This is a genomic window from Actinomycetospora sp. NBRC 106378 (assembly GCF_030269685.1).
GTDB lineage: Bacteria > Actinomycetota > Actinomycetes > Mycobacteriales > Pseudonocardiaceae > Actinomycetospora.
The window spans coordinates 202424-223008 of record NZ_BSTT01000008.1 but is presented as its reverse complement, the minus strand read 5'-3'; the positions used below and the strand labels follow the sequence as shown (position 1 = coordinate 223008).

At 74.0% G+C, this 20585-nt stretch carries 25 protein-coding genes; 11 read left to right on the top strand and 14 right to left on the bottom strand.

The window, feature by feature from the left end; all coding sequences use genetic code 11:
* Positions 1-89: 89 nt before the first annotated feature.
* The 3 genes from QSK00_RS19150 (at position 90) to QSK00_RS19140 (ending at position 4107) form a co-directional block, all read left to right on the top strand.
* Positions 90-1370 carry a PucR family transcriptional regulator gene (locus QSK00_RS19150; RefSeq protein ID WP_285592971.1) on the top strand — a complete coding sequence of 427 codons (1281 nt, stop codon included), beginning with the start codon at positions 90-92 and terminating at the stop codon, positions 1368-1370.
* Entirely contained in the window at positions 1367-3295 is a 1929-nt protein-coding gene (locus QSK00_RS19145; RefSeq protein WP_285592969.1) for a homocysteine S-methyltransferase family protein, read from the top strand. Before QSK00_RS19150 ends, QSK00_RS19145 begins: the two co-directional genes overlap by 4 nt.
* Positions 3296-3357: 62 nt before the next feature.
* On the top strand, positions 3358-4107 hold the full coding sequence (locus QSK00_RS19140; RefSeq protein WP_285592968.1) for an SDR family oxidoreductase: 750 nt from the start codon (positions 3358-3360) through the stop codon (positions 4105-4107).
* A 3-nt stretch (positions 4108-4110) separates the two neighbouring features.
* On the opposite strand, the gene QSK00_RS19135 is transcribed toward QSK00_RS19140, so the two are convergent.
* The 6 genes from QSK00_RS19135 to QSK00_RS19110 form a co-directional block, all read right to left on the bottom strand.
* Complete coding sequence (locus tag QSK00_RS19135; protein WP_285592967.1) at positions 4111-4290, bottom strand: hypothetical protein; 180 nt, start codon at positions 4288-4290, stop codon at positions 4111-4113.
* Between the two features lie 130 nt (positions 4291-4420).
* Positions 4421-5200 (bottom strand): tyrosine-protein phosphatase, encoded by a 780-nt coding sequence (locus QSK00_RS19130; RefSeq protein WP_285592966.1) that lies wholly within the window; start codon positions 5198-5200, stop codon positions 4421-4423.
* An 88-nt stretch (positions 5201-5288) separates the two neighbouring features.
* Positions 5289-6017, bottom strand: coding sequence for an energy-coupling factor ABC transporter ATP-binding protein (locus QSK00_RS19125; protein ID WP_285592965.1), 729 nt, complete (start codon positions 6015-6017; stop codon positions 5289-5291).
* Positions 6014-6772 (bottom strand): cobalt ECF transporter T component CbiQ, encoded by a 759-nt coding sequence (gene cbiQ / locus QSK00_RS19120; RefSeq protein ID WP_285592964.1) that lies wholly within the window; start codon positions 6770-6772, stop codon positions 6014-6016. The genes QSK00_RS19125 and cbiQ overlap by 4 nt, the downstream gene beginning before the upstream one ends.
* Complete coding sequence (locus QSK00_RS19115) at positions 6772-7113, bottom strand: PDGLE domain-containing protein (protein ID WP_285592963.1); 342 nt, start codon at positions 7111-7113, stop codon at positions 6772-6774. Before QSK00_RS19115 ends, cbiQ begins: the two co-directional genes overlap by 1 nt.
* The gene (locus QSK00_RS19110; RefSeq protein ID WP_285592961.1) at positions 7110-7811 is read right to left on the bottom strand and encodes an energy-coupling factor ABC transporter permease; all 702 of its coding nucleotides are present in this window, start codon (positions 7809-7811) and stop codon (positions 7110-7112) included. Before QSK00_RS19110 ends, QSK00_RS19115 begins: the two co-directional genes overlap by 4 nt.
* 162 nt (positions 7812-7973) lie before the next feature.
* Between QSK00_RS19110 and QSK00_RS19105 the strand changes: the two genes are divergently transcribed.
* Positions 7974-9212 carry an FAD-dependent oxidoreductase gene (locus QSK00_RS19105; RefSeq protein WP_285592959.1) on the top strand — a complete coding sequence of 413 codons (1239 nt, stop codon included), beginning with the start codon at positions 7974-7976 and terminating at the stop codon, positions 9210-9212.
* 75 nt (positions 9213-9287) lie between these two features.
* Here QSK00_RS19105 and QSK00_RS19100 read toward each other — a convergent pair whose 3' ends face one another.
* Both QSK00_RS19100 and QSK00_RS19095 read right to left on the bottom strand, forming a co-directional pair.
* Positions 9288-9716, bottom strand: coding sequence for a VOC family protein (locus QSK00_RS19100; RefSeq protein WP_285592958.1), 429 nt, complete (start codon positions 9714-9716; stop codon positions 9288-9290).
* Between the two features lie 37 nt (positions 9717-9753).
* Complete coding sequence (locus QSK00_RS19095; RefSeq protein ID WP_285592956.1) at positions 9754-11016, bottom strand: cytochrome P450; 1263 nt, start codon at positions 11014-11016, stop codon at positions 9754-9756.
* A gap of 141 nt (positions 11017-11157) precedes the next feature.
* Here QSK00_RS19095 and QSK00_RS19090 point away from each other — a divergent pair, with 141 nt between their 5' ends.
* Positions 11158-12318 (top strand): isochorismate synthase, encoded by a 1161-nt coding sequence (locus QSK00_RS19090; protein ID WP_285592955.1) that lies wholly within the window; start codon positions 11158-11160, stop codon positions 12316-12318.
* Positions 12319-12432: 114 nt separating this feature from the next.
* Here QSK00_RS19090 and QSK00_RS19085 read toward each other — a convergent pair whose 3' ends face one another.
* Positions 12433-12939, bottom strand: a complete 507-nt coding sequence (locus QSK00_RS19085) for a hypothetical protein (RefSeq protein ID WP_285592954.1) — start codon at positions 12937-12939, stop codon at positions 12433-12435.
* A complete protein-coding gene (locus QSK00_RS19080; RefSeq protein WP_285592953.1) occupies positions 12936-13259 on the bottom strand; it encodes a hypothetical protein in 324 nt (107 codons plus the stop codon). Before QSK00_RS19080 ends, QSK00_RS19085 begins: the two co-directional genes overlap by 4 nt.
* A gap of 403 nt (positions 13260-13662) precedes the next feature.
* Between QSK00_RS19080 and QSK00_RS19075 the strand changes: the two genes are divergently transcribed.
* The 4 genes from QSK00_RS19075 (at position 13663) to QSK00_RS19060 (ending at position 16136) form a co-directional block, all read left to right on the top strand.
* Positions 13663-14535: a helix-turn-helix domain-containing protein gene (locus QSK00_RS19075; protein WP_285592952.1), complete on the top strand. Its 873-nt coding sequence runs from the start codon at positions 13663-13665 to the stop codon at positions 14533-14535.
* A 244-nt stretch (positions 14536-14779) separates the two neighbouring features.
* Positions 14780-14995, top strand: coding sequence for a DUF397 domain-containing protein (locus QSK00_RS19070; RefSeq protein WP_285593052.1), 216 nt, complete (start codon positions 14780-14782; stop codon positions 14993-14995).
* A 121-nt stretch (positions 14996-15116) separates the two neighbouring features.
* On the top strand, positions 15117-15365 hold the full coding sequence (locus QSK00_RS19065) for a DUF397 domain-containing protein (RefSeq protein ID WP_285592951.1): 249 nt from the start codon (positions 15117-15119) through the stop codon (positions 15363-15365).
* A 51-nt stretch (positions 15366-15416) separates the two neighbouring features.
* The gene (locus QSK00_RS19060) at positions 15417-16136 is read left to right on the top strand and encodes an RluA family pseudouridine synthase (protein WP_285592950.1); all 720 of its coding nucleotides are present in this window, start codon (positions 15417-15419) and stop codon (positions 16134-16136) included.
* A gap of 231 nt (positions 16137-16367) precedes the next feature.
* Here QSK00_RS19060 and QSK00_RS19055 read toward each other — a convergent pair whose 3' ends face one another.
* A complete protein-coding gene (locus tag QSK00_RS19055; protein ID WP_285592948.1) occupies positions 16368-16817 on the bottom strand; it encodes an SRPBCC family protein in 450 nt (149 codons plus the stop codon).
* Positions 16818-16855: 38 nt separating this feature from the next.
* Here QSK00_RS19055 and QSK00_RS19050 point away from each other — a divergent pair, with 38 nt between their 5' ends.
* Positions 16856-17377: an O-acetyl-ADP-ribose deacetylase gene (locus tag QSK00_RS19050; RefSeq protein WP_285592946.1), complete on the top strand. Its 522-nt coding sequence runs from the start codon at positions 16856-16858 to the stop codon at positions 17375-17377.
* Positions 17378-17532: 155 nt separating this feature from the next.
* Positions 17533-18084 carry a L,D-transpeptidase gene (locus QSK00_RS19045; protein WP_285592944.1) on the top strand — a complete coding sequence of 184 codons (552 nt, stop codon included), beginning with the start codon at positions 17533-17535 and terminating at the stop codon, positions 18082-18084.
* Between the two features lie 332 nt (positions 18085-18416).
* Here QSK00_RS19045 and QSK00_RS19040 read toward each other — a convergent pair whose 3' ends face one another.
* From QSK00_RS19040 to QSK00_RS19030, 3 genes are read right to left on the bottom strand one after another with little or no spacing between them, the layout of a single operon-like run.
* Positions 18417-19007 carry a copper resistance CopC family protein gene (locus tag QSK00_RS19040; RefSeq protein ID WP_285592942.1) on the bottom strand — a complete coding sequence of 197 codons (591 nt, stop codon included), beginning with the start codon at positions 19005-19007 and terminating at the stop codon, positions 18417-18419.
* 27 nt (positions 19008-19034) lie between these two features.
* Entirely contained in the window at positions 19035-19574 is a 540-nt protein-coding gene (locus QSK00_RS19035; RefSeq protein ID WP_285592940.1) for a hypothetical protein, read from the bottom strand.
* Entirely contained in the window at positions 19571-20572 is a 1002-nt protein-coding gene (locus QSK00_RS19030) for an alpha/beta hydrolase (RefSeq protein ID WP_285592938.1), read from the bottom strand. Before QSK00_RS19030 ends, QSK00_RS19035 begins: the two co-directional genes overlap by 4 nt.
* Between the last annotated feature and the right edge of the window lie 13 nt (positions 20573-20585).

Below are 20585 nucleotides of genomic sequence, written 5' to 3'. Positions count from 1 at the left end.
GTGGTGATCACTCTCTCGCGCACGCCCGCTCGCGGCACACTGGACCGGTGGCGGTGGCGGACCAGGTCCCGACGGGTACACGGCGCGCGGTGACCGATCCGCCCGCCGAGACGCTGCGCGGGCTGGTGCTGCTCCACCGCCGGATCTCGGGGCTCGCGGCGGCCGACGACGGGCCGGTGGCCGTGACGCGGTTGCTGGCGGCCCAGCTCGGGGCGGTCGCCGCGGTGGTCAGCGCGGACGAGTCGCGGACCGTGCTCGCGGCGTCCGCACCCGGGGTGGACGAGACGCGCGCCGCGGCGGTGCTGCGCGCCGAGCTCGCGGAGCCGCGGTGGTGCCGGGTGCTCGACGCGGTGCACCGCGGCGGGCGGGCGGTGCGCGTCCCGGGCCGCGGCACGTGGGTGCGGGTCGTCGTGCCGGTCGAGGTCGCGGGGGAGAACGCCGCGGTCCTCGTGGCCGAGGAGGACCCCGCGCACCGGTCGCGGCCCGCGGCGCTCGACGGCAGCGCGGCCGACGACGTCCTGCTGCTCGCCGCAGAGCACGCGGCCACGATCGTCGGCGTGCTCCTCGGCCGCGAGCGGGTGCTCGCGGCGGCCGCCGGTCAGGTCCGCGACGACCTGCTCTCCGGGTTGCTGCTCGGCCGCGCCCGCTCCACGAGCGAGGCGGCGCAGTGGGCGGAGCACCTCGGGCTCGACGTCCCGGGCGCGCGCGTGCTGGTGCTCGTTCCCGACGGTGCGTCGGGTGCCGGTCTGCTCGCCACCGCCCGCGACCGGCTCGCCCGCCTCGTCCCGGACGTGCCGGCGGTCCTGCGCGACAGCGAGCTGGTGGCGGTCGTGCCCGAGGGCGTCGACCCGGGCGAGCTGGCGGAGCGGGTCGCGTCGGGGCTCGTGCGCGGGGGCGGTCCGTGGCCGCTGACGGTCGGGCTGGGGCGGGCGGTCGACGACCTCGCGGGCCTCGCGCGCTCCTACGACCAGGCCCGCCGCACGGTGGAGGCGGCCCGCCGCCTCGGCCGCGAGGGCCGCCTCGTGCGCTTCGAGGACCTCGGGGTGCACCGGCTCCTGCTGCAGGTCCCCGACCCCGAGGACGCCCGCGTCTTCGCCCGCGAGGTCCTCGGGCGGCTGGTGGACGGGTCCTCGGAGCGGGCCGGTGAGCTCGTCCGGACCCTGGCCCGCTACTTCCGCGAGGACGGCAGCCCGCAGCGCACCGCCCGGGCGCTCCGGGTGCACCCCAACACCGTGGGCTACCGGTTGCGGCGCGCGGAGGAGCTGTCCGGGCTCGTCCTCGACCACTACTCCGACCGGCTCGCCGCCCAGGTCGCGCTGGAGATCCTCGGCTACATGGACGACGCCACCGACGGCGCCGACACCCCGTGAACGTCGCGGAGGCCCTCGCCGCGGGCACCCTGCTCGGCGACGGCGCGATGGGCACGTTGGCGCAGGCGACCGGGGCCCGCGCCGAGGGCGCGGTGAGCGAGCTCGTGCTGCTCGCGCCCGAGCTGGTCGGAGCCCTGCACCGGCGCTACCTCGACGCCGGGGCCGAGCTGATCCAGACCCACACCTACGGCGCGAGCCGCCTGCGTCTGGCCCGCCACGGCCTGGCGCGCCGCGTCCACGAGATCAACGTCGACGCCGCGCGGCTGGCCCGGGAGGCGCGCGACGACACCGCCCGTCCGGCCTTCGTCGCGGGCTCGATCTCGCCCGCCACGTCGCCGCGACTCGCGGGGCCGGTCGAACCGTCCGCCGTCCGTGCCGCGATCCGCGAGCAGGCCGCCGCGCTCGCCGAGGGCGGGGTGGACCTGCTGGTGTGCGAGACGTTCGCCCACGCCGAGGAGCTCGCCGAGGCGGTCCTGGCCGTCCGCGAGGCGACCGACCTGCCGGTGATCGCGCAGGCGACGTTCGTCGAGGAGGACGGCGGGCCGGTGACGACGCTCGGGGAGACCCCCGAGGAGGTCGCGCGCGTCGTCGGGGCGCTCGGTCCGGTCGCCCTCGGCACGAACTGCACGCTCGGGCCGCAGGGCCTGCTGACGGTCGTCCGCCGGCTCGTGGCAGCCGTGCCGGACGGGATCGCGGTGACCGCCCTGCCCAACGCCGGGCTCCCCCACGTCGTGTCCGACCGGAGCGTCCGCTTCGCCTCCGACGCCGCGCACTTCGGGCGCTACGCGGCGCGGTACGTGGCGGCGGGCGCCCGGCTCGTCGGGGGTTGTTGCGGCACCACGCCCGCGCACGTGGCGGCCGCCGCGGCGGAGCTGTCGCGGGGCCCCGTCGTGGACGAGCCCGTGGCAGCGCCCCTCCCCCTCCCCGCCGGCAGGAAAGCGTCGTTGCTGTCACGGGATGACAGCAACGACGCTTTCCTGCCACCGACGGCACGAGCAGAGGGCCCCGGCCGCGGCGCCGTCGCCCGCTGGCTGGACGCACCACGGCGCACCCCGCTGCTCGTCGCGGAGGTGACCGCCCCGGGCGCGGACGACCTCGACGTGCACGTCGCCCGCGGGCGCGCCGCGCTCGCCGCGGGAGCGGCGGCACTGTGGGCCGGCCGGGAGCGCACACGCCGCCGCCGGACCACGACGGCCGGGGTGGCGGCGGGGCTGCACGAGGTCCTCGACGCAGACGTCGCGTGCACCGTGACCAGCTGGAACAGCAGCCGGATGGCCCTGCAGGCCGACCTGCTCGGGCTCGACGCCCTCGGGCTGCACACGATCGTCACCGAGACCGGGAACCCGCCGGTGCACGCCGATCGCGCGGTGCGCGACGGGGTGTGGGAGGTCGACGCGGTGGGCCTGGTCGGGCTGGCCGCGTCGCTGGCGGCCGGGGTGGACACGGACGGCCTGCGGCTCGCGCCCGCGCCCTTCCGCGTGGGGGTGCGGGTGACCCCGGGCACCGACGACCTCGAGCGCGAGATGCACCGGGTCCGGCTCAAGGTGGAGGCGGGCGCCGAGTTCCTCGTGACCCGCCCGGTCTACGAGCTCGACCGGCTCCGCCGGGTGCTCGGCGGGATCGGGACGAAGGTCCCCGTCCTGCTCTCGCTCGCCCCGCTCTCGGGGTACGCGGAGGCCGAGCACCTGGCCCACGAGGTGCCCGACGTCGTGCTGCCCGACCACGTCCTGGCCCGCGTCCGCGCGGCCGGTGAGGACCCGGCCCCGGGCCTGGACCTCGCCGCGGACCTCGCGGCCGAGGCCCTGGCCGAGGGCCTGGTCGAGGGCATCGTCGTGCGGCGCCCCGGTCCGCCCGCCCTGCTCGGCGAGGCGGTCACCCGTCTCGGCCGGGTGCTCACGGCGGCGGGTGTCGGCGGTCGGTCGTGACGTACGGGGGCGGCGGGTCGGTCCGGCGCGCACGGCGGTCGGAGAGCTGCTGAGGTGGGTCCATGGGTGATCGGTTGCAGGGGACGACCGCGGTGGTGACGGGGGCGTCGAGCGGGATCGGCGAGGCCGTCACGCGCGCGCTGGTGGCGCATGGCGCAACCGTGGCCGCGCTCGCCCGCCGTCGGGACCGGCTGGAGACACTCGCCGCCGAACTGGGCGACGCCGTGGTCGCGATCGAGGCCGACGTCACCGACGACGATGCGGTCCGCGGCGCGATCGACCGGGTCGCCGCGGACCACGGCGGCATCGGGGTCCTCGTGAACAACGCCGGCTACGGCGCCTGGTCGCCCGCCCTGGACGCGGACCTCGCCGAGTGGCGGCGCATGGTCGAGGTCAACCTCACCGCCGTGCTCGCCACCAGCCACGCGGCGCTGCCGCATCTGGTCGAGGCGGCCACCGGGCCGCGCGGGGTGGCCGATCTCGTGTCGATCAGCTCCATCGCGGGCCGCAAGGTCCCGGGGCCGGCGAGCAACGTCTACGCGGCCACCAAACACGGCGTCGGTGCCTTCTCCGAGGCGCTGCGGGTGGAGCTGGCGGAGCGGCACGTCCGCGTCGGACTCGTCGAACCCGGCATCGTCACCTCGGAGATGACCACGAGCGGGGCGGAGTTCGCCCCGGACGCCCGGGGCGCCTCCGAGTACCGGGCGCTCGATCCCGCGGCCATCGCCGACGCCGTCGTCTACATGGTGTCCCGCCCCCGCGGGGTGGCCGTCCACGAGATGCTCGTGCGCCCCACCGAGCAGGAACGGTAGGGCTCAGACGGCAACCGGGCGCGGCGTGGTGCTGTGCACCGCCGCGCGCAGCCGGGCAACGGTCTCGCGCAGGTAGGTGACCTCGCGGGTCAACGACTCGACGGTCTCGCCGGCGAAGTCGTAGGCCATCTCGTCCGGCATGACCACGACCCCGCAGCAGGGACAGGTCGCGGGGGTCGTCATGAGGTCCACTCCTGGGGGTGCGTCGAGCCGGTTCACGGTCCAGTTTCCTGACCGTCGGCGGCGCGGGCACTGTCGTGCGCCCCAGCGTTGTCGGGGCGGACTTTGTGGCCGACCACAGCGTGCCGGGCGGCTACTCCACCAGCAGTGCACGCCACTGCTCCACCCGGTCGTCGGACAGACCCGCGGCGCGGGCGACCTCCCGCGCGCCGTCGCCGTCGAGCCGGTCGAGCACCCCGAGGAGGTGCTCGCGGGTCACTCCGATGTCCCCGGCCGGCACGACGCCGGGCCGCAGCAGCGGCCGCCGTTCCAGGCGCCGCTGCAGCCCGATCCGGCGGGCGTTGGTGCGGGTGAAGTCGGCGTCGACGGCGGCCCGGGTGACCCCGGCGAGTCGGAGCAGGACCGCGACCGACACCCCGGTCCGGTCCTTGCCCGCCGCGCAGTGCACGAGGACCGGGTGGGGGCCGTCGAGGACGGCGTCGAACAGCGTCGGCAGCCAGGACGGCGCGGCGTCGAGGAGCGCGAGGTAGAGCTGGTCGGTGGGCAGCCGGTCGTTCTCGTCCCGGGCGAGGACCGTCGGGTCGAGCGCGTCGATCATCGACAGGTGCACCCAGCGGGTGTCCGCGAGCGGGTAGGGGTGGTCGAGCTCGCGCTCGCTGCGCAGGTCCACCGCGACCCCGGGCGGCCAGGCGAGCCCCTCCGGCCAGCCCGGGGAGCCGGGCCCGTCGTCGGCGAACGGCGCGTCCCCGCGCAGCAGGATCCCGGGCCGGGTGCGGCGGCCGTCGACGGTCGGCAGCCCGCCCACGTCGCGGATGTTGTGGGTCGGTGGCCCGGGCGGCACGTGCGCGAGGACGTCGCGCCGGTTGGCGGCTTCCCGACGGAGGCGGCGGATGCGGTTGAGGGGGTTCCTCACGCCCGCATCCTCACAGGCCCGGCGATCTTGCGGTGACCCCCGGCCGGACGAACGGCGGACCGGGTGCCGTGGGTCCCGTCGTCGGGAATCAGACCGAGAAGCCGAACGGGAGCTCCAGACGGTGCGCGGCGAGGAAGGCCGGGTCGGCGAGCAGGTCGCGGGTCGGGCCGTCGGCGACCACGACGCCCTCGTCGATCACCACCGAGCGCGGGCAGAGCTGCAGGGCGTAGGGCAGGTCGTGGGTGACCATGAGCATCGTGCGGTCGAGGCCGAGCAGCACCTCGGCGAGCTCGCGGCGGGCGACCGGGTCGAGGTTCGACGACGGTTCGTCGAGCACGAGGATCTCGGGGTCGCAGGCGAGGACGGTCGCGAGGGCGACCCGGCGTCGTTGACCGCCGGAGAGGTGCATGGGGGAGCGGTCGGCGTGCTCGCCCATCCCGACGGCGCCGAGGGCCTGCTTCACCCGCAGGGACAGCTCCGGCTCGGTCACCCCGAAGTTCGCGGGGCCGAAGGCGACGTCGTCGCCGACGGTGGGCATGAACAGCTGGTCGTCCGGGTCCTGGAAGACCACGCCGACCCGACGGCGGATCTCCTGCAGGTGCGGCTTCGCCACCTCGAGACCGCCCACGCGGACCGTCCCCGCCCCGGCGCGGTGCACGCCGTTGAGGTGCAGGACGAGGGTGGTCTTCCCCGCGCCGTTCGGGCCGAGCAGCGCGACGCGCTCGCCCTGCTCGATCCGCAGGTCGACGCCGAACAGCGCCTGGTGGCCGTCGGGGTAGGCGAACGCCAGCCCCTCGACCTCCAACGACGGGGTCACGCGTACCCCGCCGTCGCGAACAGGACCGCCGCGGCGGCGGGAGCGAGCGCGACCGCCCAGGTCCGCCGACCCGTCGTCGGGACCCCGAGCAGGGGCATCGAGCCGGTGTACCCGCGGGCGAGCATCGCGAGGTGCACGCGCTCGCCGCGCTCGTAGGAGCGCAGGAAGAGGGTGCCGACGCCGCGCACGGTCGGGCCGATCTGCCACAGGAAGCGGGGATCGTGGCCCCGGGCGACTCGGGCGAGGCGCATCCGCCGGGCCTCGGCGGCGATGACCTCGAGGTAGCGGACCATGAGCGTCGCGATCGTGGTCACCATGCCGGGCACGCGCAGCCGGGCGAGGCCCGCGAGCAGGTCGCGCACCGGCGTCGTCATGCCCAGCGTGACCGAGATCAGCACGCCGAGCGTGCCCTTGACGAGGATGTTCCAACCGGCGAGCAGGCCGTCGACCGAGAGCGAGAGGCCGAGGAACTCGGTGCGGGGGCCGGTCGCGAAGAACGGCAGCAGCACCGCGAGCGCCACGAACGGGGCCTCGATCAGCGATCGCGCCGCGATCGCGGCGACCGGGATCCGGGCGGTCACCCAGATCCCCACGAGCAGCGCGAGGTGCGCCCCGAACACCCAGAACGCCTCGCGTGGCGTCGCGACGACCGCGATCACCATGAGGAAGGCCGCGACGATCTTGACGTGGGCCGGGAGCCGGTGGACGGGGCTGTCGCCGACGTGGTGGAGGGTGTGCGCGTGGCCGGCGCCCATCAGGTGTCCGAGCGGCGGCGCAGCACCCAGAACAGACCGCCGGCGACGGCGAGCGTGGCGATCACCCCGACCACCCCGGCCACCCCGGTCAGCGCCTCGTTCCCGCCCACCGCGTAGTCGGCGAAGGGGCTGCCCGCCGTCGCGTGCTCGCCAGCGTTCTGCGCGATGCACTGCCCCTGGAGGGTGTCCTCGGACTCGCTGCAGCCGGTCTGGGTCACCGCGTCCAGCCCGTCGGGGGAGCCCGACGCGAGATAGGAGGCGCCGCCCGCGAGCAGCAGCGCGACCAGGAGGAAGGCGCCGAGGAACCCGGCGAGGCGACGGTTCTTCACCGGGGCGTTCATCGGACCGTGGCCTCCGTGATCGTCAGCTCGGAGCGCTGCCCGCGGAGCAGGTACACGAGGTCGGGCCGCACCGCCGCCACCGCACCCACCGTGAGCGCGGTGATGATCCCCTCGCCGATGCCGATGAGCGCGTGGAAGCCCGCCATCAGCCCGAACACGGTGCCGAGCGCGAGCCCCTGCCCGCCGAGGGCGTACTCGAGGACGAAGCCCATCGACGCGACGACCGTGTTGACCCACGCCGCGACGAAGGCGGTCACCAGCAGCCCGGCCCGCGACCGGCGGGCCAGCGGTCGCAGCGCGACGGCGACGGCGAAGCCGACGAAGGTCCCGATGAGGGCCATGTTGGTGATGTTCGTGCCGAGCGCGGAGAGCCCGCCGTCGGCGAAGAGCAGCGCCTGGAGCACGAGCACGATCGCGACGCACAGCGCCCCGACGTACGGCCCGACCAGGATCGCGGTGAGGGCGCCGCCCAGCAGGTGGCCGCTGACGCCCGGGAGTACCGGGAAGTTCAGCATCTGCACCGCGAACACGAAGGCGGCGACCAGGCCCGCGAGGGGCGCGGTGCGGTCGTCGAGGTCGCGTCGCGCCCGGGCGACGCAGATCGCGAGGCCCACGATCGCGACGACGCCGAAGGCCAGCGACGTCGGCGCGTTCACGATGCCGTCGCTCATGTGCATCGCGACCACTTCGGTCGTCATGCGCGCTCCTCACCCGTTCGTGGTGTTCGGGTGAAGAGTCTCGCAACGATGTGCTTGTCGCACTAGTCCTGCGACAACCTCCTCCTGGCCGATCGGAGGGTGGTGTCGGGCACCCGGTCCCGGGTCCACCATGGAGCGAGCTCGTTCGCGAAGGAGGCGGTCATGGAGCGCACGACCTGCGCCGTGGTGGGTGGCGGCCCGGCCGGGATGGTGCTCGGTCTGATCCTGGCCCGCGCCGGCGTGGAGGTGACCGTCCTCGAGAAGCACGGCGACTTCCTGCGCGACTTCCGCGGCGACACGGTCCACACCTCCACCCTCACGCTGATCGACGAGCTCGGTCTGTGGCCCCGCTTCGAGCGGCTGCCCTACCGGGCGCTGACCCGTGCCCGGGTCCGGATGGACGCGGGCGAGGCGACGATCGGCGACCTGTCGCGGCTCGACGCGCCACATCCGATGGTCGCCATGACCCCGCAGTGGCACCTGCTCGACCTGCTCGCCGGCGCCGCGCGCGAGGAGCCGACCTTCACCCTGCGCATGCACACCGAGGTCACCGGCCTCGTGCGCCGTGACGAGCGGGTGACCGGGGTGCGTCTCGACGACGGCTCCGAGCTCGCGGCCGACCTCGTCGTCGCCTGTGACGGCCGCGACTCGCGGGTCCGGGCGGACTCGGGGCTCCCGCTGCACCGCTACGACGTACCGATCGACGTCGAGTGGTTCCGCGTCCCGCGGCAGGCCGACGATCCCGACGGCGGGTTGGGGCGGGTCGGGCGCGGCCGGTTCCTCGTGATGCTGGACCGGGGCGACTACTTCCAGTGCGCGCTGATCGTCGGGAAGGGCACCGACGCGGAGCTGCGCGCGGGGCCGGTCCAGGGCCTGCGCGACGTCCTGCTCGGGCTGAACCCGTGGTGGGAGGGCCGGCTCGGGGCGCTCACGTGGGACGACGTGAAGCTGCTGGAGGTCACCCTCGACCGGCTGCGGCGGTGGTCCGCGCCCGGTCTGCTCTGCATCGGCGACGCGGCCCACGCGATGTCGCCGGTCGGCGGGGTCGGGATCAACCTCGCCGTGCAGGACGCCGTGGCGGCCGCGACCCGGCTGGCCGCGCCTCTGCTCGCGGGCGACGCGGAGGCGGTCGACCGCGCCGGCCGTGCCGTGCAGCGGCGGCGGACGGTGCCGACCGTCGTCACGCAGACCGCCCAGGACCTCGCCCACCGCCGGGTGGTGGCGCCGATGCTCGCGCAGGGCACGGAGGAGACGGACGAGACGCTGCCCTGGCCGGTCCGCGTCGCGCAGCGGTTCCCGGCGCTGCAGTGGGTCCCGGCACGGGCGATCGGGATCGGGGTGCTGCCCGAGCACGCGCCCGACTTCGCGCGGCGTCCGCCGTTGCCGGTGGTCGCCTCCTGACCCCCGTGTGGCAGGAAAGCGTCGTTGCTGTCGTCCGGTGGCAGCAACGACGCTTTCCTGTCACGGAGGGCGCGGTCAGCCCGCGAGCATGAAGAACTCGAGGGCGTTGCCGTCGGGGTCCTTCACCGACAGGGCGAGCCCGTAGTCGGCCTCGACGATGCCGGAGTGCTCGATGCCGACCGAGTCGAGGTGGTCCCGCCAGGCGGAGACCGCGTCGGCGTCCGCGCAGCCGAAGCCGACGTGGTCGAGCCCGACCCGGGCCGGGTCGAAGCGGTCGTCGGCCGAGACCGTGTCGTGCTGGGTGAGCCCGAAGAGCTGGCCGTCGGCGAGGGCGAACACCCGGCGGTTGAAGGGGCCGTCCGACAGCGTCATCGCGGGCTCGGTGCCGAACAGCTTCGTGTAGAAGGGCTCGCTGACCGACAGGTCGCGGACGGACATGGCGACGTGGTGCACGGCGGGGATGGCAGGCATGCCCCCGAGCTGCCCGGTTGCGTGCAATCCCATGCGTCGGAGACGATGCCGGGCCGATCCGGACGCCGGGTCAGGCCGCGACCGGGAACCGGCGGGGCCCGCGCAGCACCGTCGCCGTCTTGGGCACCGCCCGCCCGGCGGCCCGCAGACCCGGGAGCCGCTCCGCGAGCATCCGCAGCGCCACCTCGCCCTCGAGGCGGGCCAGCGCCGCGCCGAGGCAGTAGTGCGCCCCGCCGGAGAAGGCCAGGTGCGGGGTGGTCTGTTCGCGGGCGATGTCGAAGCGGTCCGGGTCGGGGTGGGCCTCCGGATCGCGGCCGGCCGCCGCGAGCAGCACGAGGAGGCCGGAGTCGCGGCGCAGCGGCACCCCGTCGAGCTCGAGGTCCTCGTGCGCGATCCGGGCGGTCAGCTGCACGGGCGGGTCGAAGCGCAGCGTCTCCTCGACGGCGCCCGGCGCGAGACCGGGGTCCGCGACCAGCGCCTCCCACTGCCCCGGCGTCGACTGCATTGCCCGGACGGCGTTCCCGACGAGGTTGGTCGTCGTCTCGAACCCGGCCACGAGGAGCAGCTGGGCCAGCGAGACCAGCTCGTCGATCGTCATCCGGCCGTCGTCGAGGGCACCGACGAGCTGGGAGACGACGTCCTCGCCGGGGTCGACCCGCCGTCGGGACACCAGCGACTCGAAGAGCGCGCGGGCCTCCGCCGTCGTCCGGGCGAGCTCGTGGGCGTGCGCGACGGAGCGGACGCCGTCGAGGGCCCCGCCGAGCGCGCGGCCCCAGGCCGCGAAGCGACCCGCGTCGACGTCGGGAATCGCGAGCAGCCGGGCGATCACCGTGATGGGCAGCGGGGCGGCGAGGTCACGGACCAGGTCGAAGCGGCCGCGCGCAGCGGCGCGGTCGAGCAGGTCGGCGGTGACCGTCTCCGCGATCTCGCGGTACTGCTCGAGGCGGCGCGGGGCGAAGGTGGGCTGGGCGAGGCGACGGAGCCGGGTGTGGTCGGGGGCGTCGAGGCCGAGCAGCGAGAGGTCGATCGGCTCGAGCAGCGACGGGCCCTCCTCGGGGGCGAACGGGGCGCGGCCGTCGGCGAGGCGGACGCCGAAGCGCCGGTCGCGCAGGACCTGTTCACACAGCGCGTGGGTGGCGACGGCGCTGATCCCGGTGCGGCTGCGGATCACCCGACGCGGGGTCCGTACGGTCGCGTACGTGGGGTACGGGTCGTGCCGCCACGGCCGGTGCATCAGCCGAGCGACCGGATCGCCCCGCAGAGCCAGGGCCAGACCACCCGCGCGCATCGCCGCGATGCGGCTGCCGAGGGCAAGATCGTCACGGAGGGTCACTGCTCTCCTCGCGATGCGTCGCGTGTCACGTGGCCGGGCCGGACGGTCCGGGTGAGAGTGGGAGGAACGGATATCCACTCTGCCAGCGGAACGGCACGAGTGCGGCGATGATCGACCGACCCGAGCGGGAGGAGCCACCACGTGACGAGCGAGGCCACGGCGGGCCTGCTGCCGGTGCCCGGGACTGCATCCACGGGGTCCGGGGACTCGGCGGACCTCCTCGCCCGCTGGCGACCCGGCGAGGGCACGTGGTTCTCCGGTCCGCGGGGCGGGCTGCTCGCGCAGGGCGTGGCGCGGCGCCTCGATGATCCCGACGAGGCCCGGCGCGTGCTGCGCCGGTCCGGTGCGGCCGACGTCGTGATCGGCGCCCTGCCCTTCGACCCCGCGGCCCCGGCGGCGCTCGTCGTGCCCGAGATCGTGACGTGGGCGCCGCCGCTGCCGCGCTCGGTCGGGCGACGTGGCGAGGGCGCCGACCCGACGCACTGGCACTTCCGGCCCGTCCCCGAGCCCGCGGGCTACGAGGCGATGGTGGCCGAGGCGCTGCGGCGGATGCGGGCGGGGCAGCTGGACAAGGTCGTGCTCTCGCGGGTGCTCGACCTCGTGCGCGACGCCCCGATCGACCAGCCCGCCATGCTCGGTGAGCTCGCGGCCCGCAACCTCGCGGGATACGTCTTCGCCGTGGACCTGCCGTCGACGTCGGGCGCCCGGTCGTTGATCGGCGCGAGCCCGGAGCTGCTGGTGTCGCGGCGTGACGGCGAGATCGTCGCGAACCCGCTGGCGGGCTCCGCGCCCCGCCGTTCGGATCCCGCCGACGACGAGGCCACCGGCGCCGCCCTGCTCGCCTCCGCGAAGGATCGGCACGAGCACGCGCTCGTGGTCGACGCGGTGTCCGCGTCGCTCGCGGGCTGCTGCGACTCGCTGGACGTCCCCGCCGAGCCCACGCTCATCCGCACCGACGCGCTCTGGCACCTCTCGACGACGATCCGCGGGCGCTCGCGGGTGGCGTCGCTGGACATCGCGCGGGCCCTGCACCCGACGCCCGCCGTCGGCGGTGTGCCCCGCGAGGCGGCGTGCCGCGCGATCGACGAGCTGGAGCCGTTCTCCCGCGGCTTCTACACCGGCATGGTCGGGTGGATGGACGCCGACGGCGACGGCGAGTGGGTCGTCGCGCTGCGCTGCGGCGAGGTCAGTGGCCCCGCCGCGCGGCTCTATGCCGGGGCCGGGATCGTCCCCGCGTCCGTGCCGGCCTCGGAGCTCGCCGAGACCACCACGAAGCTGGAGACGATGCTCGCGTCGCTGTGAGCGTCCGCCGGGGTGTTGTCGTGGCCTCCGTCCGGGGCTCGGGCGCCTTGTCGTTGTGATTCACAGCGACAGGACGCCGCGGCCGAGGACGGAACCCGCGACAGGCCCGGTCGGTCAGGGTGAGCGGACGATGACCAGCTTCACCACGAAGCGGTGCCGGGTCGGGAGCACCTCCGCGTAGGCGCCGCCGGTCGCGACCGCGATCCGGTCCGCCTGACCCTCCAGCAGTTCCCCGGTGAGCCCGGCCGGGAGGAGCAGGTGGACCCGGTCGGCCCGCGTTCGCGGCGAGGTCCACAGGATGGCCGGGAGCCGCCCGGTGTTGGAGTGGACCCGTGCCGCCCGGAAGGCGGTACGCAACCGGTGCTGGAGGATCACCCCGCGGACCCGCAGCCAGACCAGGTGGCGGACCTGCGGGACTCCGAGCGGGAGCACCGCGAGGGCCGTCACCCCGACGACCAGCGTCGGGGTGAGGGCGGCGATGGCCGGTGCTGCGGCGACCGCTCCGACGAGGAGCGCGAGCTCGTAGCGCCAGCGGAAGATCGCGACGAGGAGGTTCGGCGGCCGCGTCGGGCGGATCGCGTGGTCGAGGGCACCGAGGAGGTCCTCGGCGTCCTCCCTCACGGCTGGTCCAGACGCTCGGCCACGACCTTCAGGGGCTTCCGCTCGATCTGGGGGTTCCCGACGGCGGGTGCGGCGGCGGTGTCGAGGACCCCGCGGCCTGCGCACGCCGGGCACGCGTCGATGCCGCGGTAGCCGATCCCGTCGCAGTGGTGGCAGGCGCTGAGCCGGTCCCAGCGGGGATCGCGGTAGCGCCGGCCCGTGCCGTGGGGGATGGGTTCGACGGTCCACCCGCGCGCGTGGGCGCGGAGGTCGTCGTGGGCGAAGAGATCGTCCGCCAGTCGTCTGAAGATGCGTTGACAGGCGCGGTACAAATGCTGCATCGGTTCTGCTCCTGACCGGGAGGGGAAGTCGATCCGGGTCGAGTTCGACCCGGGCGCGCATGGCCGGACTCGTGATCCGGCGATGTGATCGCAGAGAGGGCGCTGTGCCAGGACGTGTTGCCGCACGTCGGTGCAGCGCCTTTTCTCTGTCCCGTGGGTGCGCGGGAGATCGCCCCGCGTCGTCGTTTCCTCGTCCCAGTCGATCACCTCTCCCCAGCAGGGAACTGATCGGCTGTGGGGAGGTCCGCGTCCGGGGTCTCCTCTGGAGACTCCCGGCGCGTCATCGACGTCCCCCCGCCGTGTTTCTCTACTGTGACAAGTGCATACTCGAACTGGCAAGTGACAACTCTGCACCGGTTTCGGATGCACACGATCGGCGGTGTTGTCGGGAGGGGCTCGTCCGGTGACCGATGACCCGACCCCGACGACCCTGCGGCGGCAGCTGGGCGCCCGGCTGCGCCAGTTGCGTCAGGAGGCCGGCAAGACCGCGCAGCAGGTAGCCGACGACCTTGATTTCTCGATCAGCAAAGTCTCCCGTATGGAGTCCGGCGCACGTGCAGTGAGCGAACCGGACCTTGTCTCGTTGATCCGCTACTTCGGCGTCCAGACCGGGGAGGCAGCGGAGCTCGAGGAGACTGCGCGCGGGGCGCGCAGACGTCGAGAGGCATGGGTGGACGTCGTTCCACCGAGTACCGAGTTTCAGAGGTTCGTGTCGTCCGGATTCATCGACCTGGAGCGAGATGCCGCGTACGTCCGCGAGTTCAACTCGGGTGTGGTTCCCGGTCTGCTTCAGACGTCCGAGTACATGAGGGCCATGATGCTGCAGGATGCGCCCGAGGATCGGGATGTGCTCGAGACGGCAATCTCCCTGCGGCTCGGGAGGCAGGCGCGACTGTCGGCGCGCGGTCGCTATTCCGTGATCATCGACGAGGCGGTTCTTGCTCGTGTGGTCGGAAGTTCGGCAGTCATGCACGAGCAGCTGCAGTCGATCATCGGTCGATGCAGGGTCGGAGCTGCTGAGGTCCGTGTCATTCCGTTCTCGGCGGGTTTCCACCCAGGTCTGAACAGCGTGTTCGTGGCTCTCGACATGGGGAGGTCCGGCCCCAATGTCGTGTTCATCGAGGGGTTGGTCGGCTTTCAGCGCGTCGACAACATCGAGACGATCACTCGCTTCGAGAACGTTTGGCAGGACCTCGAACGCTGCTCGGCGTCCCGTGCCGAGTCGCACGCGCTCCTCGCGACGTACTCTGATTCTTACCGGAGATCCCGTACCTGATCTCGGGGCCCTTCGCCGACGACTCCGAGGTTGAGCGGTCGTTGAGAAGCGGCGAAAGGTTGCGAGTCCCGACGCTACATGGGACAGCAAGGGCTCTGCGCTCCGGAGAACGATGCTTTGGAGCCGCCGGGCGCGCGTGCCCCGTTCGTGGGATGACCCATCCCGGGCGCAGGAGGACGCTCGCCGATCACTGCGTGGGTAGTCATCGTGACCTCCCCGTGACCGAGGGGGGAATCGAACTGTGATGCTCGACGGGCACCTACTCCAATCACTTGCGTGGCAGAAAGCAAGCGCGAGTGTTCCAGGTGGGATGTGTGTCGAGGTCGCCCCGTACGAAGAAAACATCGCCCTGCGTGACTCGAAGTGTCCTGAGCAGGGAGCTTTCCTCTACACGCGGGCTGAGTTTGCAGCCTTCCTCGACGGATGTCGGCGCGGCGAGTTCGATCACTTGGAGCAGTGACCGCTGGTCGTCGGTCGTAGGCGCTGCGCGCCCGGAGACCTAGCCAAAGTTACCGGCGAGTGTCATTGTCGTATGCCTCTCGATCTCCCTCGGTGGGGAGACGGTGAGGGGAGGTCGACCGATGTTGGATCTTGACGGCCAGCAACCGCTGGAGTGGCTGAAGGCGCGCGCCAGTGCAGCTGCCGGTATGTGTGTCGAGGTCGCTCCGTACGGGGACGGGGTCGCCCTTCGTCATTCGTTGACTCCCGAGGACGGCGCGATCCTCTACAGCCACGACGAGTTCGCGGCTTTCCTCGACGGCGCGAAGCGCGGGGAGTTTGACCACCTCGTCGACATGCCCAGGCAGCGGGGTGCGTCGAGGGAGTCCTGAGGCCTCCCCCGCGGGTCTTCGGCAGGGGCGACCCGCCGTCACAATGACGGCGTGACGACCTGGGCCGACATGCGCGCGGCGCGCACCCTCTACGAGGACGACGGCGCGCTCGTGCTCGACAAGCCCGTCGGCTGGTCGGTGATGGGCGAGCGGCACGACACCGACATCGTCCGGATCGCGGCCGACGACGGCGAGAAGCTCTGGCCGGCGCACCGGATCGACAAGGTCACCAGCGGCGTCGTGCTGTTCGCCAAGCAGCTCGAGGCCCACGGCGACCTGACGCGGCAGTTCACCAAGCGCACCGTCGAGAAGTCCTACCTCGCGGTGACCGGGACGGTCGGGCTCCCGGCCGAGGGGCGGATCGAGCTCCCGCTGTCGGTCGGCCGCAAGAACCGCGTGCGGATCGCAGCGCCGCGTGAGGCGATCACCTCGGTCGACGGGCTCTGGAGCGTGCCCGAGGACGCGGTCGACACGTCCAAGGACGTCTACCCGAGCACGACCACCTTCACGAAGGTCGAGGAATGCGACGGCCGGACGTTGCTCGAGGTCCACCCGGTGACGGGGCGGCGACACCAGATCCGGGTCCACCTGGCGTGGATCGGGCACGCACTCGTCGGCGACCCGCTCTTCGAGAAGAACCCCACGAGCCGCACCGGGCTGCACGCCCACCGCCTGGTCTTCGATGCCCCGGACGGACAGCGCCGGACCGTCACCGCCGAGCCGGACGACGAGTTCCGCGCTCTGCTCCGCGATGCCGCGAGTGGCACATAGGGCAGGTTCGGAGGCCCGCGATCCTGCCTGGTGCACACCTCGCGGCCGGAAGCGGCGGCGCTCGCGTTCGCGAGTGGCACTCAGCGCAGGTCGGACGGCCCCGGAGGATGCCTGGTGTGCACCTCGCTGTGGCGGGCCCGAGCGTGGCGCGCTGCTGACGTCCGGTGTCAACCGTGTGCCACCGCTGACATCGGGCCCCAGCGCTCGGGAGGCCGGAGGCCACCTCACCTCCTACGCCAGCGCCTCCGCCAGGAGACCGAGCGACGCGTCCAACGTGTCGGCGTCGACGACCGGGAAGTACACCGCCAGCTGCGGATCGGTGACGGCCGACCAGTCGTAGGTGAGGGTCACGCGCGTGCCGTCCCCCTCGGGCTCGAAGGTGTAGATCCACGTGTAGCCGGCCGGGCGCTGCCCCGGGCCGGCCGGAGCCCAGCCGAGCGCGGAATCGGACTCGTAGACGACCACGTGGTTCTCCACGGTGTAGTCGCCCATCTGCTCGTTGTGCATGTCCATCGTGAACACGTCGCCGAGCTCGGTGAGGGCGAGGTGCGTCTGCGACGCGCGCACCATGCCCGAGGCGTCGATGTCGGGGTGGCGGTCCGGATCGGCGACGAGGGCGAAGGCGCGCTCCGGCGGCGCGTCGACCAGGCGGGACACCTCGATGCTGTGGTCGGACGTCATACGCATGATCGTGGCACGGCCCCGGGTACTGCCGTGCCGTGGGAGCGCGCATCACCCTCGTGCAGGGGGACATCACGACTCAGGAGGTCGACGCCGTCGTCAACGCCGCCAACTCGGGGCTGCTCGGCGGTGGTGGGGTCGACGGCGCGATCCACCGTCGCGGCGGACCGGAGATCCTCGCGGAGTGCAAGGAGCTGCGGTCGACCAGCCTCCCCGACGGACTGCCCACCGGTCAGGCCGTCGCCACGACCGCGGGGAAGCTGCCCGCGCAGCACGTGATCCACACGGTCGGGCCGGTCTACGCGAAGTCGAAGGACCGCTCCGGGTTGCTCGCCAGCGCCTACCGCGAGTCCCTGCGCGTGGCCGACGAACTCGGCGCCCGCACCGTCGCGTTCCCCGCGATCTCCGCGGGTGTCTACGGCTGGCCGATGGACGATGCGGCCCGCATCGCCGTGCAGACCGTCGCAACCACCCGGACGGCCGTCGAGGAGGTCCGCTTCGTGCTCTTCGGCGACGACGCGTACGAGGCGTTCACCCGGGCGGCGCAGGCGCAGGGCTGACCGCTCGCCCCTTCGCCAGGACCTTTCCCGACGACGGGTGGCGGCCGCCCGGGTTGCCCCGGTGCGACCCATCTCGTGTCGTCAATCCGGTTCGTGACTGCCCCGTTCCCGCGTCGTTGTCCCTTTCGTGCGCGCTCGGGGGGAGCCGTGCGTGCATGCCGGCACGGCGCGTGGCCGGCGCGTGGACGAGCGAGCGAGGTTCATTGAGCAAGGGCAGGCATCGCAAGCAGGAGCGCCCGGGCACGGGGCGCGTCCTCCTCTCGGCCGCAGCGGTCGGGATGGGACTGGTCCAGGCCTCGGGTATCGCGGCGGCGGCCGCCCCGGCGGGGACGGCGCCGGGTGTCGGCGGGACGCCGTGCACCACGCCGACCATCAAGGCATGTGTGGACCTCTCCGAGAACAAGACCTGGCTGCTGGACGGCAAGGGCAACGTCGTCTACGGGCCGGTCGCCAACTCGCACGGTGGCAAGGGGCACGAGACCCCGACCGGCGACTTCATCATCCAGCGCAAGGACCAGTACCACGTCAGCCAGGAGTACGAGGGCGCGAAGATGCCGTACGCGGTGTTCTTCGACAACAACGGCCGGGCGTTCCACCAGGGGACTCTCGACCGGCAGTCGGCGGGCTGCGTGCGCCTGAACGAGGCCGACGCGAAGCGCTTCTTCGAGCACCTGAACCCGAACGACCGGGTGCAGATCGTCCAGTAGGCGTTCCGCCCCACCCGAGCGAAGGGCCCCTCCCGTCGGACAAGCCGACCGGAGGGGCCCTTCGCTCGTTCCGGGCCGCCCGCCCCGCCGGCGCGAGAGTCACGTGAGGCAGCCGCGAGTGCCCTCCGGCGTGCCTGGCGTGCACCTCGCGGAGACGGCGGGCCGATGACTCCCAGCCGCCGCCGGCGCGAGAGTCACGTGAGGCAGCCGCGAGCGCGCTCCGACGTGCCTGGCGTGCACCTCACACAGGGGGCGCGGGACCCGACGCGAAGGGCCCCGTCGCTCGAACGGATTCGACCGACGGGGCCCGTCGCTCAGCACGGGGCCGCGATTTACGCCCGGCGCCGCAGCACCAGGACGACCGCCCCGAGGACGACGACGATCGCCAGCACCACGAACGGCCACGCGGGGACACCGCCCTCGTCCGCGGCGGGTGACGCGGCGGCCGCGTTGCTCGGGGTCACCGGCGGTGCGGTGGTCGCCGGGGCGCCGGCGGACGACGTCGTGGCCGCCGCCGCGGCCGGCCCCGGCGTCGTCAGCGTGAAGGACAGGGCGCCGGAGACGGGGTGCCCGTCGTCGGAGACGACCCGGTAGCCGATCTCGTAGCGCCCGGCGGCCCCGAGCGGTGCGACAGCGACCGAGATCTTCGCGCCGTCCGAGGTAGGGGCGCCGGACTCGTAGTGGGTGGTGCCGTCGGGGCCGACGACGGTGATCGTGGCGGTGTTCGGGGTGGGGGCCTCGTCGAAGGTCAGCGTGATCCTGGACGGGGCGGTGGCGACCGACGAGCCGTCGGCGGGGTCGCTGCCCTCGAGCACGTCGTGGGCGGCGGCGGGCCCGGCGCCGAGGAACGCCAGGAGGCCGACGAGCACGGCCACGAGGGCAGGGCGGAGGAACGCGCCGCGGGGCGCGGAGGTGGAGGTCATGGTCCCTTCAGGTGGGGTCGGAGGTGGTCACGCGACGGCGGGACGCACCGGAGGACCGCGCAGGGGACGGACACGCAGCAAGGCGGAGGTGATCGGGGCTGCGACGACCGGCGGACGCCCGTGCCGGACGGGAGGCGCCGCCGGGACCAGCGGACCCGGGCCGAGCAGGGACAGCAGCGCCCCGACCCGCGCGGCGAGCATCGTCGCCACGGCCCGGTCGGCGCCCGCGGCCCCGAGGACGACGAGCAGCGTCGCCACGGCGTGCGCGGCGACCATCCCGGGTGACGGCGCGGCGGGGGTCATCCCGTGAGCCATCGCGTGGCCCACGTGGGCGTCGCCCATCGTCAGGTGCCAGCCCACCTGCCCGGCGGCGAGCACGAGGGTGAGCCGCACGACCCCGATGCGGCGGCGCACCACCAGGGCGGCCAGACCCGCCGTCAGGAATCCGACGACCAGGACCGGCGGCGTCAGCTCGGGGAGCCCGCCGCCTGCCTCGACGTGGGCGGCCGCGCCGAGCGCGGGCGCGAGCGCGCCCACGCCGAGCCTGCGCGCGCCGGTCGAGGTCACGGCACCACGGTAGGCGAGCCCCCCGACGGCCTCAGGCAGGTGCTGACCCAGGACGCGACCTCCCACGCCGCCTGGTGCGCCGTCGTCGGGAGCAGGCGGGGCATCGAGACGTAGCCGTGACACGCGCCCTGGTAGTCGGTGTAGCGGACGGTCACGCCCGCGGCGCGCAGCGCGTCGGCGTAGCGGATCCCGTGGTCGCGCAGGGGGTCGTGCTCGGCGGTCTGCACCAACGCGGGCGGCAGGTCGGCGAGGTCGGCGCGCAGCGGGGAGGCGTACGGATCGGTGCCGTCGGCGCCCGCGAGGTAGAGGCGGTGGAAGCCGCGGATGTCGCTCGCGTGCAGGATCGGGGCGGTCGGCAGGGCGCGTTCGGACGGCAGCACGTCGACCATCTCGGTGCCCGGGTAGATCAGGCACTGGGCGCCGATGGTCGGGGCCGGGTCGCCGCGGCGGCGGGCGTCGCGGGCCATGAGGCAGACGACGGTGGAGAGGTTGCCGCCGGCGCTGTCGCCCATGACGGCGACCCGGTGCGGGTCGACGCCGAAGCGCCCCGGCTCGGCGACCAGGGCCTCGACGGCGGCGTAGCAGTCCTGCGCGGGGACCGGGAACGGGTGCTCGGGTGCGAGGCGGTAGTCCAACGAGACGACCACCGCGCCCGCCGTGAGCGCGACCTGCCCGCAGAACCAGTCGGACTGGTCGAGGTCGCCCTGCACGAACCCGCCGCCGTGGATGTTCACGACGACGGGTGCGGGCACCTGCGCGACGTGCGGCGGCCGGTAGACGCGCACGGGGAGGACCGCGCCGGGCACGTCGAGCGTGGCGTCCTCGGTGACGACCCGACGGTCGTGCCGGCCGACGATCGCCCGGCCGGCCGGGCCGGCCTGGATGCGCCCCGACCGCTCCCGGGCGGCGGGCACCTCCGCGGGTGACAGGTCGGCGACCGAGCCGCCGAGGGTGGTGCGGAGGGCACCGAGGACGCGGGTCCGGAGGGGGAGACGCACGGCGGTGAGCTTC

Bases quoted from the DNA above. Each gene is read 5' to 3' on its own strand.
- QSK00_RS19140 (WP_285592968.1), top strand. From the start codon at position 3,358: ATGGGTGATCGGTTGCAGGGGACGACCGCGGTGGTGACGGGGGCGTCG.
- QSK00_RS19135 (WP_285592967.1), bottom strand. From the start codon at position 4,290: ATGACGACCCCCGCGACCTGTCCCTGCTGCGGGGTCGTGGTCATGCCG.
- cbiQ (WP_285592964.1), bottom strand. From the start codon at position 6,772: ATGGGCGCCGGCCACGCGCACACCCTCCACCACGTCGGCGACAGCCCC.
- QSK00_RS19115 (WP_285592963.1), bottom strand. From the start codon at position 7,113: ATGAACGCCCCGGTGAAGAACCGTCGCCTCGCCGGGTTCCTCGGCGCC.
- QSK00_RS19110 (WP_285592961.1), bottom strand. From the start codon at position 7,811: ATGACGACCGAAGTGGTCGCGATGCACATGAGCGACGGCATCGTGAAC.
- QSK00_RS19105 (WP_285592959.1), top strand. From the start codon at position 7,974: ATGGAGCGCACGACCTGCGCCGTGGTGGGTGGCGGCCCGGCCGGGATG.
- QSK00_RS19100 (WP_285592958.1), bottom strand. From the start codon at position 9,716: ATGGGATTGCACGCAACCGGGCAGCTCGGGGGCATGCCTGCCATCCCC.
- QSK00_RS19080 (WP_285592953.1), bottom strand. From the start codon at position 13,259: ATGCAGCATTTGTACCGCGCCTGTCAACGCATCTTCAGACGACTGGCG.
- QSK00_RS19070 (WP_285593052.1), top strand. From the start codon at position 14,780: ATGCTCGACGGGCACCTACTCCAATCACTTGCGTGGCAGAAAGCAAGC.
- QSK00_RS19065 (WP_285592951.1), top strand. From the start codon at position 15,117: ATGTTGGATCTTGACGGCCAGCAACCGCTGGAGTGGCTGAAGGCGCGC.
- QSK00_RS19055 (WP_285592948.1), bottom strand. From the start codon at position 16,817: ATGACGTCCGACCACAGCATCGAGGTGTCCCGCCTGGTCGACGCGCCG.
- QSK00_RS19045 (WP_285592944.1), top strand. From the start codon at position 17,533: ATGCCGGCACGGCGCGTGGCCGGCGCGTGGACGAGCGAGCGAGGTTCA.
- QSK00_RS19040 (WP_285592942.1), bottom strand. From the start codon at position 19,007: ATGACCTCCACCTCCGCGCCCCGCGGCGCGTTCCTCCGCCCTGCCCTC.